Raw genomic sequence first — 14268 nt, forward strand, 5'->3', positions numbered from 1 at the left:
GAAATGCCTGTGCTGCAAAGAAAATTCGCCAGCCACCTTAAGCAAGGCGCTACTATTTTTGAAATTTAGTCTTGTGATAAGTCGTATTCAGCAGATGAATTTCTCGACCTTCGATCTCAACCTGCTGCGCGTGTTCGACGCATTGATGCGTGAGCAGAACGTTTCCCGCGCGGCCGAGCGTCTGGCCTTGAGCCAGCCGGCGGTGAGCAACGCGCTGAATCGCCTGCGCGAACTGCTCGATGACCCGCTGCTGGTGCGGGTGGGCCGCAGCATGCAGCCCACGCCACGCGCCCAGGCGCTGGAAACGCCGATCCGCGCGGCACTGCAGCAACTGGAACAGAGCCTCAGTGCCGGCGACGTATTCGACCCTGCCAGCAGCCGCCAGCACTTCAGCATCGCCGTCACCGACTATGTCGAGCTGATCTGCATGCCACGCCTGCTTGAACAACTCAGCCAGCAGGCCCCCGGCATGCGCATCGACATCCGCCACCTGAGCCCCAGCCTGCCGGCCGAGGCGCTGGACAAGGGCGAGCTGGATCTGGTGCTGGGGCGCTTCGAGGACATCCCCGCGCGCTTTGCCCGCCAGCACTGGATGAGCGAAACCCTGCAACTGGCCCTACGTCGCGAGCATCCCCTAGCCAGTGGCCCCATGGATCTAGCAACCTTTCTGCAACTGCGTCATCTGTGGGTACATGGTGGCCAGACCCGCGGCATGGTCGACCAATGGCTGGGCGAACAGGGCCTATGTCGGCAGATTCTCTACACCACGCCCAACTACCTGCAGGCCGCACATATTGTCGCCGACAGTGAGCTGGCCGCCGTGCTGCCGACCCAACTGGCGCGCCACTTCGCCCGCCTGCTGCCACTGCAACTGTTCGAGCTGCCGTTCGCCCTTGGCCCGTTTCACCTGGAAATCGTCAGCCTGGCCCAGCGCCAGCGCGACCCGGCGCTACATTGGCTAATTGAACAGATCCAGCAGATCAATCAGCACTGATCACCCGGCAGCCGAACAAAGCCTTCCTATACTGACGGCTACTGTCGTGCGGTCTTGGGGAATCGATCATGCTGAAATCGGCTTTGGCACTGCTGTTGGTGCTGCTGGGCACACTGGCGCAGGCCCAGGATCTGCAGATCGTGCTGCTCGATAATCAGGGCAAACCGCTCAGCGACGCCGTGCTGTGGATCGAACCCGGCCCGGCGAAAAGCCAACCTGCCACTGCGGTGATGGACCAGAAAAAGCGCCAATTCACCCCCTATGTTCTGCCGGTGCAGGTCGGCACCACGGTGAGCTTTCCCAACTCCGACCCGATCAACCACCACGTCTATTCCTTCTCGCCGGCCAAGCGCTTCGAACTGCGCCTGCACCAGCAGAAGGCAGCGCCACAGGAGATGCGCTTCGACCAACCTGGTCTGGTCACCCTGGGCTGCAATATCCACGACTGGATGCTCGGTTTTATCCTGGTGCTCGACACCCCCTGGTTCGCCCAGACCGACAAGCAGGGCAAGGCCCTTCTGCAATTCGATGCCACCGCCGGACAAACCCTGCAGCTCTGGCACCCGCGCATCGCCGACCCACAGGAGGCCCTGAGCCGCGCCGTACCCGGTGACGGCACGTTGACCTGGAAGCTGAGCGGCATGCTGAGACGCGACCCACGGCCAAAAGCGCCGACCATGCGTCCACAGGGTAAAGGCGGCTACGTGCCATGACCCTGCGCGGCAAGATTCTCGGCTTCTTTCTGCTGCTGTTGCTGGCGGTGATGATGCTGCTACTGGCACTGGTTTACCGCTCCACCTATCAGCACACCCTGAGCCAGGTGGCCGGGCAACTGAACTTCGCCCATGCGGTGCTAAGTAACGAACTGCAGAGCCGGCGTCAGGCGCAAAGCGCCATGGCTGATCTGATCGCCAAGGACTTCACCCTGCTCGGTGAAATCGCCGACCTGATCGCCAGTCCCCAGCAGGAAGCGCAATCGCTGTCCGCCGCACTGGAATCGTTCGCGTCACGCAGCCAGGCCAGCTTTGCCCTGGTCAGTGCGCCCGAGGGGCTGATTCTGGCGGGCACCAGTGGCGAACTGTTGCCAGGCGCGCAATTGCCCTGGAATGACCTGCTCGACGCAGACGATGCACAGAGCAAAGAGCGCTTGGTGGTATTTGGCGAGCGGGTACTGCATATCAACGCCACACCAATCTTCGCCCCACGCCCCAACCTGATGGGCTGGCTGCTAATGGCTTTTGAACTGGATGATCAAGCCACGGCACAGCTGGCACGCCTGAGCGGCGCCGATGTCGCGCTGCTCGACGGCAGTCCCGGACAATACCGCGTACTCGCCAGCAACCTGCAGGCGCTGCCAAGGGCTGAACTGGCCGGCCAATTACTGACGAATGCCGAAGGGGTATTTCGCTTTGAATTACAGGGTTTGGAACAGGTCGCCCTGCGTGCACCGCTGGTGAACACCAGTAGCGAACTGCAGGTACTCCTGATGCGCTCGCTGGCCGCCGAGCTGGCTGATTACCAGCCACTGCAATGGCAGCTGGCAGCCATCTTTGCCATCGCCCTGCTACTGGCGGGCCTCGGCGCCCTGTGGATTGCCAATACCGTCAGCCGGCCACTGAGTCAGATGGTCGACAACGTGCGACGCATCGCCAGCGGCGACTATCAGGTGGCTATGCAAGTGCCGGCGACTCAGGCCAGCGGTGAGGTCGGCTTGCTCGCCCGCGAGTTCGTCGCCATGCAACAAGGCATTGCCGAACGCGAAACCACCATCAGCTTTCTCGCTTACCGCGACCCGCTGACCGAACTGGCCAACCGCAACCGTTTTGTCGCCGAGCTGCAACAGGCCCTGACGCAGTGCCCGCCAGGCGCAGGCGTCGCCGTGCTGCTGATGGACCTAGACAACTTCAAGGACCTTAACGATACCCTCGGCCACGACGCTGGCGACCAGCTGCTTTGCCAGCTCGCCGCACGCCTGCAGGCGCTGCTGCGGCCAGGCGAGCAACTGGCGCGCCTCGGCGGTGACGAGTTTGCCCTGCTGATCAGCCCCTGCCAGCCCGGCTGGCTGATCCCTGCCGCCGAGCATTACCGCGCCGCCCTGCATGAGCCATTCGCCGTACGCGGCATCAGCATGACCCTCAACGCCACGATTGGCATCGCCCTGTATCCGGATCACGGCGAAAGTGCTGGCAGCCTGCTGCAACACGCCGAGGTGGCGATGTACCTGGGCAAGCAGCAGCGCTCGCCCTACGCCCTCTACCGCCCGGAGCTGGATCGTCACAGCCTGCTGCGCCTGGCGCTGATGAGCGAGCTGAAAGGCGCGGTAGAAGGCGGCCAGCTCAGTCTGTATTTCCAACCGAAACTGAATATCCGCGCGCGCAGCCTGTATGGCGTGGAGTGCCTGGTGCGCTGGATTCACCCAGTGCATGGGTTTATTCCGCCGGACGAATTTATCCCCCTGGCCGAACAGACCGGCAACGTCTGCGCCCTGACCCGCTGGGTGGTGCGCACCGCGGTGACGCAGAGTCGCGCCTGGCAGGAACAGGGGCTGGAACTGAAGACCGCGATCAATATCTCTGCACTGGACCTGGCCGATCCCGGTTTTGCCGGCTTTATCGCCGCACAACTGGCCGAGCATGGCGTGCCGCCATCGGCCCTGATTGTGGAAATCACCGAAAGCGCGGTGATGGCCGACCCGGAACTGGCCATGGGCCAGTTGCAGGAATTGTGCGAATTGGGCGTGAGACTGTCGATCGACGACTACGGCACAGGTTACTCAAGCATGGCCCAACTCAAGCGTCTGCCGGTGCATGAGCTGAAGATCGACAAGTCCTTCGTGCTTGACCTGCTGAGCAATCCCGATGACGACATCATCGTCCGCTCGACCATCGAACTGGGCCACAACATGGGCCTGAAGATCGTCGCCGAAGGGGTGGAAACCGAGGCCATTCTCGACCGTCTCGACCAGCTCGGTTGCGATATCGCCCAGGGCTACTTGCTCAGCAAACCGCTGCCACCCAACGCGTTTGCCAGCTGGCTGGAGAACTGCCAGTGGCATTTGCCCGCTACACCTACTGAAGGCGCTGCTCGCCAACCGCTACCACCGGGCAATTAACAATAATCCCACTGGCTCTCACACTGACCAAGCCTTGCTCCTGCGCTTGCAACACGGCATCAGCCGAACGCAACGGGCTGCCTGGCGTAGCACTCAACCAGCGCGCCTCATAGACATGCCACAACGGGCTGTAGGCCGTGTCCTGGTTATCCCCACCTAACGGCAGCGGGATGGACGGGAACACGCTGGCCTGGCTGTCATCAACAAATTTGTAGACCCGATCATAAGTAGCCAACGGGTGCGGCCCTGGCATCTCGGGCAACGCATTGGCCAGTCGCGGCACGTAGTTGGCCTGCATCACTGTCGCCATCTGCGCATCCGAAATATCGGTGGTCAGGTAGTACACCTGCTCACCGTTGTACCAACCCGGCAATACCGGCAGGCTCATATGGGTGAAATGCGAACTGCCGCAACCGCTCAACAACAGGGTAAACAACGACAAACCAAGCAGAACCCGCATGCCCCGCTCCCTTAGACTTTTCCAGTGATCCGACCAGTAGAGTCTGATTGTCCGGCGTTATTACAGATTCAGGCATAGCCCGCCTTACCCATGCCAACAGTGCTCGCGGTACAGGCATAGCTGTCGCCACTAGGTGCCTGAACAATTCAACGCGCACAAAAAAGGCCGCTGCCGATCATCTTGATCAGCAGCGGCCCGGGAAAACGGTGGGGCGCAGGTTAAAACGCGTTATCGCCAATCAACATGCCGTGCATAACCATATAGGTCTTGCGCCCGGACTGCAGGGTCAGCGGGCTACGCTCGGCGATCACCCAGCCTTTGGCCAGCAGTTTGTCTATATGTGCCCGCAGCTCTGGCAGGTAGCGTTGCTCTTGCTGAAGCGATTCCATTCTTTTCATCCTCTAGAGGACTCCTTTGCGACAGCAGCCAGGTATACCGGCCCGTTCATCCGTGAAATCTGTCACAAAAGCATAGTGGCCCTGTGCCTGCTTCTAAAGCGGCAAATGGCCACATCTCTGTAGGCATAACGCGCCAAGCAGCTATAGCGTTTGGCTTACATTGTTTTGCAGTTTAGACCGCTGTGGCTGTGCTGGCAGATTCGCCGACATGCGGTGAGCTGAACTCCAGATATCCGTCCTCAACCTTGCCGTAACGCAGCAGCGCCAGGTCCAGTAGGTAGTTCTGGTAGAGCTTCCACGGCGCACGATCCCCCTGGCTGGGGATCTTGTCAGCAGCGCGTTTGATATAGCCGGAGGCGAGATCAAGGAACGGCGCATTCTTGACCTGCCGAGCCGTGTCGCGCGGGGTGCACTGGCGCATGCCGTTGGCATCCATATGGTTGATCAGGCGGCAGAAGTATTCGCTGGAAAGGTCCGCCTTGAGCGTCCAGCTGGCGTTGGTGTAGCCCAGCACCACAGCGGTATTGGGCAGATCGCGCAGCATGATGCCGCGATAGCCCATGCTCTTGGCTGCATCGAAGGGCACGCCATCGACCGCCACCTGCATGCCGCCAAACAGCTGCAACTCCAGACCCGTGGCGCTGATGATCACATCCGCCGGCAGCTCCTTACCGGACTTCAGGCGGATACCCTTGGCGGTAAAGCTGTCGATATGCTCGGTCACCACCGAGGCCTTGCCATTGCGCAGCACCTTGAACAGATCGCCATTGGGTACCGCACAGACCCGCTCATCCCAGGGTTTGTAGCGCGGGCTGAAGTGGCGCATGTCGAAATCCTTACCCAGCTGATGCCGAGCCAGTCCCAGCAACGCCTTGCGCACCAGGTTGGGGAAGGCCTTGGCGAGCTTGTAGAAACCCAGCTGTATCGCCACCTGACGGGTGCGCGCCAGACGATAGACCCAGGTTTCCGGCAAGAACTTGCGCAGCACATCAGAGATCGGATCACCCTGCGGCAGGCTCACCACATAGGTCGGCGAGCGTTGCAGCATGGTCACGTGCTTGGCCTTGTCGGTCATCGCCGGCACCAGGGTCACGGCCGTCGCGCCGCTGCCGATCACCACCACGTTCTTGCCACTGTAGTCGAAGTTTTCCGGCCACAGCTGCGGATGGATAAAGTCGCCCTGGAACTGTTCGCGACCTTTGAACTCGGGGGTGTAGCCCGCTTCGTAACGGTAATAGCCGGTGCACATCAGCAGGTGCTGACAGCTCAGCTTGATCGGCTCCGGTTCATCACCACGCTGCACCTGCAAGGTCCAGGTGGCGCGCTCGCTGCACCAGTCGGCCTTGAGCACCTTGTGCTGAAAGCGGATCTTTTCCTGAATACCGTTTTCCTCGGCCGTTTCCTCGATGTAGCTGCGGATCGACGGGCCGTCGGCAATCGCCAGCGGGTTGGTCCAGGGTTTGAAGTTATAACCGAGGGTGAACATGTCCGAGTCGGAGCGAATGCCCGGATAGCGGAACAGATCCCAGGTGCCGCCCAATGCTGCGCGGCCTTCGAGGATGGCGAAGCGCTTGCCGGGGCAGTGCTTCATCAGGTGGTAGGCAGCACCGATGCCGGACAGACCGGCACCAATGATCAATACATCCAGATGTTCGGCAGACATGGGGGCTCCTCAGGCTTCTTCTTATGGCTGCGGGGCATGTGTAGCCCCCGTATGCCCGCCAGATTCCCCCCCTAGAACGCGTTTGTCATCCAACCTTTAGTGGTGTGATCAGGCGCAGGCTGACCACAGTGATAGTTGAAAAATGACCGAAGCGCGCAACCATCTGCCTGGCAATCAGAAGCGGTTGCGCAACACCACTTCGTTGTACGGCAGCTTGCCGATACGCGGCTTGGGTTCAATGGTCTTCTTGCCGACGGCGACCATCAGGGCGATCACATGGTTTTCAGGCAGGTTGATCAACTTGCCCACCGCATCGAAATCAAAGCCGTCCATCGGGCAGGAATCCAGGCCCTTGCCGCGTGCGGCGAGCATCAGGGTCTGTGCCATCAGACCGCAGCTGCGCATGGTTTCATCACGCTGCACCTGCGGTTTGTCGCGGTAGTAAGTGTCGATGGCGCCGGCCATATAAGCCTGCACTTCTTGCGGTGCACCTTCCCAGACACGACCGACATTCTGCTGCCAGCTGTCGAGTTGCGCGCACACCACCACCAGCATCGAGGCATCGGTCACCTGCGCCTGGCCCCAGGCCACTTCGCGCAGTTGCTGACGCAGTGCCGGATCGCTGACTTCGACCAGGCGGACATGCTGCAGGTTGAACGCCGACGGGGCCAGCAGCGCCAGTTGCAGCAGTTCATCCTTCTCGGCATCACTCAGGGTAAAGGTCGGGTCATAACCTTTGACGGCGCGGCGACTGCGGATGGCTTCATCGATGTACATAGGCATTCCTTATATGCAGGGTGTGAAAGAGGGTAATGCTAGGCACTTGCCAGGCGTAACGCCAAACGCCTTTGCCGATAACAATGATCGACAAAGACGATTCTAGGCGGTCGCCTGTTAAAATCGCCGCCTCGCCAAACTGACCACAGCCCATGACCCCAGACGCCCTGCTCACCCTCCAGCAACAGCTGTTTGACGCCCTGACTGCACCGCCCAGTGAAACCCGTCGCCTGTTTCACGGCCGTGGCCGCTGCTGGCCTGGGCTGGAGCAGATCACCGTGGACTGGCTGCAAGGCGTGCTGCTAGTGGCGCTGTTCAAGCCGGTAAGCGATGCCGAACTGGCTGCGTTACAGCAGATGCTGCTCGACCTCGGGCAATCCGCCGTCTGGCAGCACAGCGGTGCACACAGCCTGTTGCTGCAGCAGCGCTACCTGCCGGAGAGCCCGACGCAGTGGCTGCTCGGCGAAGCGGTTGAGCACTGGGATATCTGCGAGCACGGCCTGCACTACCGCCTCGACCTGGGAAAAAAGCAGAACAGTGGGCTGTTTCTCGATATGCGTTATGGCCGTCAATGGGTACAAGCCCAGGCGGCGGGCAAACGCGTGCTCAACCTGTTCGCCTACACCTGCGGATTTTCCGTGGCCGCACTGGCCGGGGGCGCGCGCCAGGTGGTCAATCTGGATATGGCCAGGGCCGCGCTTAGCCGGGGGCGCGATAATCATCGGCTGAACCAGCACGATCTCAGCCAGGTGGTGTTTCTCGGCCACGACCTGTTCAAGTCCTGGGGCAAGGTAGGCAAGTACGGCCCCTATGACCTGATCATCATCGACCCGCCGTCGTTCCAGCGTGGCAGCTTTGTGTTGAGCAAGGACTACCCCAAGGTGCTGCGCCGCCTACCCGAGCTGCTGAGTACGAACGGAGTGGTGCTGGCCTGCAGTAACGAGCCGGAAATCGGCCCGGATTACCTGATCCAGACCATGGCCGCTGAAGCACCCAGCCTGCACTTCAGCGAACGCCTGGAAAACCCGCCGGAGTTTCCCGACAGCCAACCGGACAGCGCCCTCAAGGCTTTGGTATTTAGCCGCGCACAAGCCCCGCAGAATCCGATTTAGAGGGCTCGCCAGGGCAGAGCATGGCCTATTGCAAACTGGTCTACAGTTAGGCGACCACCTCTAGCGAGATCATTGCAATGACGCTGAAAACCCTTGGCCTTGCCCTGTCCGCCACCCTGTTACTGGCCGCTTGCGCCAGCGACACCACGCAACCGTCGCAGTATTCGGGCTTCCTCAGTGACTACTCACAACTGCAGCCGGCACAGTCGGCCAGCGGCGCGCCTGTGATGCGCTGGGTGTCGCCGGATTTCAAACCGGACAACTACCGCTCGGTGCTGGTAGAGAGGCCGGTGTTCTACCCTGCACCCACCGCAACTGCACAGGTCAGTCAGCAGACCCTGGACGAAATCGCCCTCTACCTGCAGCAGGCCATGCGCCTTGAACTGGCTGGACGACTGAAGGTTGTCGAATATGCCGATCGCGACACCCTGGTACTGCGCTCGGCAATCACCGCGGTCAACCTGTCGCCGGAAGGGCTGAAAATCTATGAAGTGGTGCCAATTGCCCTGGTAGCCGCAGCCGCCAGCACCGCCGCCGGCACCCGCGACCTCAACAGCAGTATTTATGTCGAGCTGGAAGCCATCGACGGCCGCAACAGCCAGCCGATGACCCGCGTGGTGCGCAAGGGCCATGGCCTGCAACTGGAGAACGACAGCACCCAACTGAGCCTAAAAGACATCAAGCCGGCGCTGGATGAGTGGGCCAAGGATGCGCGTAACTTCAAGCCCTAAGGCCTGAGGGCTCAGGGCTCAGGGCTCAGGGCTCAGGCAAAGACAAAGTATTTGCGCACGGTCTCGACCACCTCCCAGGTGCCCTTCATCCCGGGCTCGACGATAAAAATATCGCCGGCGCGCAGGTGAATCGGCGCCTGACCTTCCGGAGTGATGATGCAATACCCCTCCTGGAAGTGGCAGTACTCCCATTTTTCATAGGCCACCTGCCATTTGCCGGGTGTGCAGATCCAGGTGCCCATGATCTTGCTGCCGTCCTCAGAGGTGTAGGCGTTCAGGTTAACGGTATGCGGCTCGCCGGCGATGCGCGTCCACTTGCAGGCATCCAGCAGCGGAGTCGGCTGGGTATCACGCAGTACGGTAATCGATGACATGGGTGGCTCCTGAGGTCGGTAGAACAACAAGCGCCAGCCTAGAACCGCCACCTTGCCGGGACTGTCCTGAGGTCGACCTGCAACTGCCTGGAAACGCAGCTCCTTCGCCCAGGCTGATGGGCAAACTGCGTGCTACTTTGAAGGGGGCCTGTTGGTTTATTCCCGCCGCTTGCCCGATCCGGAGATGCTTTATGTCCAGTCTTTACCGCTTGGTCACCCGCAGTGATTTTGACGGCCTGGTGTGCGCCGCCCTGCTCAAACACCTCAACCTGATCGACGACATCCTCTTCGTCCACCCCAAGGACATGCAGGACGGCAAAGTGGCGATCACCAGCAATGACATAACCACCAACCTGCCCTATGTACCTGGCTGCCACCTGGCCTTCGACCACCACCTCAGCGAAACCATCCGCAACCAGCCAGCGAGTAATCACCTGATTGATGCCGATGCCCCTTCGGCGGCGCGGGTCGTGTGGAAGCATTACGGCGGCCACGACGCCTTCCCGCGCGACTGGGACGAGATGATGGAGGCCGTGGACAAGGCCGATGCCGCGCAATTCAGCCGCGACGACATCCTCGACCCGCAGGGCTGGGAACTGCTGAGCTTTATCATGGATGCACGCACCGGCCTCGGGCGCTTCCGCGACTTCCGCATTTCCAACTACCAACTGATGATGCAGTTGATCGACTTCTGCCAGACCCACGGCATCGCGGAAATTCTCGAACTGCCGGATGTCGATGAGCGTGTGGCGCTGTACCTGGAGCACCAGCGCGAAGCCAAGGCGCAGATCCAGCGCTGCGCCACGGTCTATCACAACCTGGTGGTGCTCGATCTGCGCAACGAAGAGACGATCTACGCGGTCAACCGCTTCGTCATCTATGCGCTGTATCCGCAGTGCAATATCTCGATCCACGTGATGTGGGGCGTTAAGCAGCAGAACACTGTGTTCGCCATCGGCAAATCAATCCTCGACCGCAGCTCCAATACCAATGTCGGCGAACTGTGCCTGAGCTACAACGGCGGCGGTCATGCCAATGCCGGCACCTGCCAGGTGGCCAACGAGGACGCCGAAGCAGCGCTGCGTGAGCTGATTGCTGAAATCACCGCAGACGGTTAGGCCGCAATAAGCCCTAGGCAGACTGGGCGTAGCCTCGACTAGAAGGTTAAGCTGTGGCCATGAGCACAGCCCCCTTTATTACGCCGCTTGAATCCAGCCGCACGGATGCGCCCTCTGGCTTGCGCATCGGCGGCGACTGGACGCTGCCTCACTACGCCAGCCTGGAAGCCGAAGTACTGGCGCTGCGCGGCACCTTGAGCAGCGCCGCCAGTATCGACCTGCAAGGCCTTGGCGCACTGGATACCGCTGGCGCCGCGCTGTTGGTGGAATTGCTCGGCAGCCAGCGCCTAGCGCAACTGGCCAAGGATGCACCCGGCCTGGCCAGCGAGCGCCGTGCATTGCTGCAAGCGGTAGGCAGCGCAATTGCCGACGCTGGCGATGCCCTGCCAACCAAACGCATCCCGGCCTGGCGCGAATTCTTCGGGCAGATCGGCCAGGCTATAGAAGAACTCTGGCAGCAGGCCGTGGCGCTGCTCGGTTTTATCGGCATGACCCTGGCGACGATGTTCGCCATCCTCCTGCGCCCCAGCCGCTGGCGCATCACCTCGCTGGTTGCGCACCTGCAGCAGAGCGGCCTGAATGCCGTGCCCATCGTCGCCCTGCTGACTTTTCTGGTTGGCGCCGTGGTGGCCTTTCTCGGCGCCACGGTGCTGGCCGATTTTGGCGCGAGCATCTATACGGTCGATCTGGTTGCGTTCTCCTTCTTGCGAGAGTTCGGCGTGCTGCTCACCGCCATTCTGATGGCTGGGCGCACCGCCAGCGCCTTTACCGCGCAGATCGGCTCGATGAAGGCCAACGAGGAAATCGACGCCATCCGCACCCTGGGCCTAAGCCCCATGGAGCTGCTGGTGCTGCCACGGGTGTTCGCCCTGCTGATCGCCCTGCCGATCCTCACCTTTATCGCCATGCTCAGCGGCATCCTAGGCGGCGCGGTGGTCTGCGCCCTGAGTCTGGATATCTCACCCACCATGTACCTGGCCATGCTGCAGGAAAATATCGCCCTCAAGCACTTTGTCGTGGGCATGGCCAAGGCGCCGATATTTGCCTTCCTGATTGCCGTGATCGGCTGCCTGGAAGGCTTCAAGGTTACCGGCAGCGCGCAGTCGGTTGGCGAGCGCACCACCTCCAGCGTGGTCCAGTCGATTTTCGTGGTGATCGTGCTCGACGCCCTGGCCGCGCTGTTCCTGATGGAGATGGGCTGGTGACGGGCGAAGCGATCATTGAAGTACGCAACCTGGTCAACCGTTTCGGCACGCAGACCGTGCACCAGGACCTGGCGCTGGATCTGTACCGCGGCGAAGTACTTGGCGTGGTCGGCGGCTCGGGCACCGGCAAATCGGTGCTGCTGCGCAGCATCCTCGGCCTGCGCCGCGCCAACTCCGGCACCGTGCGGGTGTTCGGCAAGGAGCTGCTGAGCCTGCCGCCCGAACAGCGCTCGCAACTGGAGCGGCGGTTCGGTGTGCTGTATCAGCGTGGCGCGCTGTTTTCCTCGCTGACGGTGACCGAAAACATCGCTCTGCCGCTGCTTGAACATGCCGGCCTCAAGCGCCCGGCCGCCGAGCGCCTGGCGCAAGTCAAACTGGCCCTGGTCGGCCTGCCGCGCGAAGCCGGCGACAAGTACCCGACGGAACTGTCCGGTGGCATGATCAAGCGCGCCGCACTGGCTCGCGCACTGGCCCTGGAGCCAGACATCCTGTTTCTCGACGAGCCTACCGCCGGGCTCGACCCGATTGGCGCGGCGGCCTTCGACCAACTGATTCTGACCCTGCGCGACGCCTTGGGCCTCAGCGTATTCCTGGTTACCCATGACCTGGACACGCTCTACACCATCTGCGATCGGGTGGCCGTGCTGGCGGAAAAACGCGTGCTGGTGGCCGACCGCCTGGACGTTGTGGCCGCCACCAACAACCCTTGGATTCACGAGTATTTTCACGGCCCGCGCGGACGCGCAGCCGAACAGGCCGCCAGCGGCGCGCCAGGGAGCAACTGAATGGAACCGCGTGCGCACCACGTGTTGATTGGCCTGTTTACCGTGCTGATGGTCGCCGCCGCACTGGGCTTTGCCCTGTGGCTGAGCAAAGCCAGTTCGGACCAGGAGCTCAACGATTACGATGTGATTTTCACCGAGGCCGTCAGCGGCCTATCCCAGGGTAGCGCCGTGCAATACAGCGGGATCAAGGTCGGCGATGTGATCAGTCTGCGCCTCGACCCGCAAGACCCGCGCAAGGTCCGCGCACATATCCGCGTCAACGCCAATACGCCAATCAAGGAAGACACCCGTGCCCGCCTGTCGATCACCGGGATCACCGGCGCGGCGCTGATCCAGCTGCACAGTGGCTCACCGGAAAGCCCCATGCTGATCAGCAAGGGCGATCAGCGCGCAGAAATCATCGCCGACCGCTCACCGCTCTCAAGGCTGATGTCCAATGGCGAAGACCTGGTACTCAGCGTCACACGCCTGCTCAACCGCGCCAACCAGCTGTTCTCCCGCGACAATATCGGGAGCATCTCGCGCACCCTGGAAAACATCGAACAGACCAGCGCCAGCGTTGCCGAACAGCGCGACGAGCTGCGCACGGCACTGCAACAGATGAGCAGCGCCAGTCAGGAAGCCGCCAACCTGATGCGCAACGCCAATCAGCTGCTCAGTGGCCAGGGCCGCGAAGCGATGGACAGCGCCAACCGGCTGCTGACCTCGCTGGAGCGCAGCAGTAGCAACGTCGAGCGCCTGCTCAGCGACAACCGCGCCGCCCTCGACGGCGGCATGCAAGGCATCGGCGAGCTGGGTCCGACCATTATCGAACTGCGCGAAACCCTCAGCGCCCTGCGCTCCTTCGCCCGTCGCCTGGAGGAAGACCCGGCCGGCTACCTGCTGCGCAGCGACACCATCAAGGAGTTTCAACCATGAGTCGTCTTCGCCTGCTCGCCGCCCTGCTCGCCGCCCTGCTGCTGGTCGGCAGCCTGACCGCCTGCTCGGTCTTGCCGAAAAGCCAGGTGCTGAGCATCTACCGCCTACCCGCCAACAGCCTGCCCAGCCATGACACCAGCGCTGACTGGGCGCTGCGGGTGAACAAGCCCTACAGCAGCCAGTTACTCGACAGCACGCGAATTGCCGTATTGCCACCGGGCGACCAGATCAGCGCCTACCAGGGTGTACGCTGGAGTGACCGCGCGCCACTGCTGCTGCGCGACCGGCTGATCGATGCTTTCCTCGACGACGGCCGCCTCAAGGCGGTGAGCAGCGATGAAAGCCGCCTGCAGGCCGATCTGGAGCTGGACGGCGACCTGCGCGCCTTCCACAGCGAATACCAAGACGGCCGCCCGGCCGCACGCATCCTGTTCGAGGCGCGCCTGGTGCAGAGCGGCAGCCTGCGCATCCTCGCCAGCCGGCGTTTCGAAGTCAGCCAGGCAGCCAGCGACACCTCGGTGCCAGCGGTGGTCAACGCCTTCGGCCAGGCCGGCGACCAGTTGGCCCGCGATGTGCTGGAGTGGACCCTGCAACAAGGACAAGCGGCACAGCAGCAGTGAA

Annotated in this window: 15 protein-coding genes; 10 read left to right on the plus strand and 5 right to left on the minus strand. The window is 61.9% G+C overall.

Annotated elements, in window-relative coordinates; genetic code table 11:
- The first annotated feature begins 94 nt into the window (after nucleotides 1–94).
- The 3 genes from ACIN8IBEIGE_RS04940 to ACIN8IBEIGE_RS04950 all read left to right on the plus strand — a co-directional run bounded on the left by ACIN8IBEIGE_RS04940 (nucleotide 95) and on the right by ACIN8IBEIGE_RS04950 (nucleotide 4106).
- Nucleotides 95–994, plus strand: coding sequence for a LysR family transcriptional regulator (locus ACIN8IBEIGE_RS04940; RefSeq protein ID WP_160016310.1), 900 nt, complete (start codon nucleotides 95–97; stop codon nucleotides 992–994).
- Between the two features lie 68 nt (nucleotides 995–1062).
- Nucleotides 1063–1707 carry a methylamine utilization protein gene (locus tag ACIN8IBEIGE_RS04945; RefSeq protein WP_160013674.1) on the plus strand — a complete coding sequence of 215 codons (645 nt, stop codon included), beginning with the start codon at nucleotides 1063–1065 and terminating at the stop codon, nucleotides 1705–1707.
- A complete protein-coding gene (locus ACIN8IBEIGE_RS04950) occupies nucleotides 1704–4106 on the plus strand; it encodes a bifunctional diguanylate cyclase/phosphodiesterase (protein WP_160013675.1) in 2403 nt (800 codons plus the stop codon). Before ACIN8IBEIGE_RS04945 ends, ACIN8IBEIGE_RS04950 begins: the two co-directional genes overlap by 4 nt.
- Here ACIN8IBEIGE_RS04950 and ACIN8IBEIGE_RS04955 read toward each other — a convergent pair.
- The 4 genes from ACIN8IBEIGE_RS04955 to ACIN8IBEIGE_RS04970 form a co-directional block, all read right to left on the minus strand.
- Entirely contained in the window at nucleotides 4063–4566 is a 504-nt protein-coding gene (locus tag ACIN8IBEIGE_RS04955) for a hypothetical protein (protein WP_160013676.1), read from the minus strand. The two genes, ACIN8IBEIGE_RS04950 and ACIN8IBEIGE_RS04955, sit on opposite strands and share 44 nt — an antisense overlap.
- A 218-nt stretch (nucleotides 4567–4784) precedes the next feature.
- The gene (locus tag ACIN8IBEIGE_RS04960) at nucleotides 4785–4955 is read right to left on the minus strand and encodes a hypothetical protein (protein ID WP_178124327.1); all 171 of its coding nucleotides are present in this window, start codon (nucleotides 4953–4955) and stop codon (nucleotides 4785–4787) included.
- Nucleotides 4956–5136: 181 nt separating this feature from the next.
- A complete protein-coding gene (locus tag ACIN8IBEIGE_RS04965; protein WP_160013677.1) occupies nucleotides 5137–6627 on the minus strand; it encodes an NAD(P)/FAD-dependent oxidoreductase in 1491 nt (496 codons plus the stop codon).
- 174 nt (nucleotides 6628–6801) lie between these two features.
- Complete coding sequence (locus ACIN8IBEIGE_RS04970) at nucleotides 6802–7404, minus strand: nitroreductase family protein (RefSeq protein ID WP_160013678.1); 603 nt, start codon at nucleotides 7402–7404, stop codon at nucleotides 6802–6804.
- Nucleotides 7405–7556: 152 nt separating this feature from the next.
- On the opposite strand from ACIN8IBEIGE_RS04970, the gene ACIN8IBEIGE_RS04975 reads away from it, so the two are divergent.
- Both ACIN8IBEIGE_RS04975 and ACIN8IBEIGE_RS04980 read left to right on the plus strand, forming a co-directional pair.
- Nucleotides 7557–8516: a class I SAM-dependent methyltransferase gene (locus ACIN8IBEIGE_RS04975; RefSeq protein ID WP_160013679.1), complete on the plus strand. Its 960-nt coding sequence runs from the start codon at nucleotides 7557–7559 to the stop codon at nucleotides 8514–8516.
- A 77-nt stretch (nucleotides 8517–8593) separates the two neighbouring features.
- Entirely contained in the window at nucleotides 8594–9247 is a 654-nt protein-coding gene (locus tag ACIN8IBEIGE_RS04980) for a DUF3313 domain-containing protein (protein ID WP_160013680.1), read from the plus strand.
- A 32-nt stretch (nucleotides 9248–9279) separates the two neighbouring features.
- On the opposite strand, the gene ACIN8IBEIGE_RS04985 is transcribed toward ACIN8IBEIGE_RS04980, so the two are convergent.
- On the minus strand, nucleotides 9280–9621 hold the full coding sequence (locus ACIN8IBEIGE_RS04985; RefSeq protein ID WP_160013681.1) for a cupin domain-containing protein: 342 nt from the start codon (nucleotides 9619–9621) through the stop codon (nucleotides 9280–9282).
- A gap of 191 nt (nucleotides 9622–9812) precedes the next feature.
- Here ACIN8IBEIGE_RS04985 and ACIN8IBEIGE_RS04990 point away from each other — a divergent pair, with 191 nt between their 5' ends.
- Genes ACIN8IBEIGE_RS04990 through ACIN8IBEIGE_RS05010 form a run of 5 tightly spaced genes read left to right on the plus strand, consistent with a single transcriptional unit; the run spans nucleotide 9813 to nucleotide 14267 of the window.
- Nucleotides 9813–10739 carry an exopolyphosphatase gene (locus tag ACIN8IBEIGE_RS04990; protein ID WP_160013682.1) on the plus strand — a complete coding sequence of 309 codons (927 nt, stop codon included), beginning with the start codon at nucleotides 9813–9815 and terminating at the stop codon, nucleotides 10737–10739.
- Nucleotides 10740–10798: 59 nt separating this feature from the next.
- The gene (locus ACIN8IBEIGE_RS04995) at nucleotides 10799–11944 is read left to right on the plus strand and encodes an ABC transporter permease (protein WP_160013683.1); all 1146 of its coding nucleotides are present in this window, start codon (nucleotides 10799–10801) and stop codon (nucleotides 11942–11944) included.
- Nucleotides 11941–12729, plus strand: coding sequence for an ABC transporter ATP-binding protein (locus ACIN8IBEIGE_RS05000; protein ID WP_160013684.1), 789 nt, complete (start codon nucleotides 11941–11943; stop codon nucleotides 12727–12729). Before ACIN8IBEIGE_RS04995 ends, ACIN8IBEIGE_RS05000 begins: the two co-directional genes overlap by 4 nt.
- Nucleotides 12730–13647 carry an MlaD family protein gene (locus tag ACIN8IBEIGE_RS05005; RefSeq protein ID WP_160013685.1) on the plus strand — a complete coding sequence of 306 codons (918 nt, stop codon included), beginning with the start codon at nucleotides 12730–12732 and terminating at the stop codon, nucleotides 13645–13647.
- Nucleotides 13644–14267 carry an ABC-type transport auxiliary lipoprotein family protein gene (locus tag ACIN8IBEIGE_RS05010; protein ID WP_160013686.1) on the plus strand — a complete coding sequence of 208 codons (624 nt, stop codon included), beginning with the start codon at nucleotides 13644–13646 and terminating at the stop codon, nucleotides 14265–14267. Before ACIN8IBEIGE_RS05005 ends, ACIN8IBEIGE_RS05010 begins: the two co-directional genes overlap by 4 nt.
- Nucleotide 14268: the final 1 nt, after the last annotated feature.

This window comes from Pseudomonas sp. 8BK (assembly GCF_902506475.1).
Classification (GTDB): Bacteria; Pseudomonadota; Gammaproteobacteria; order Pseudomonadales; family Pseudomonadaceae; genus Aquipseudomonas; species Aquipseudomonas anguilliseptica.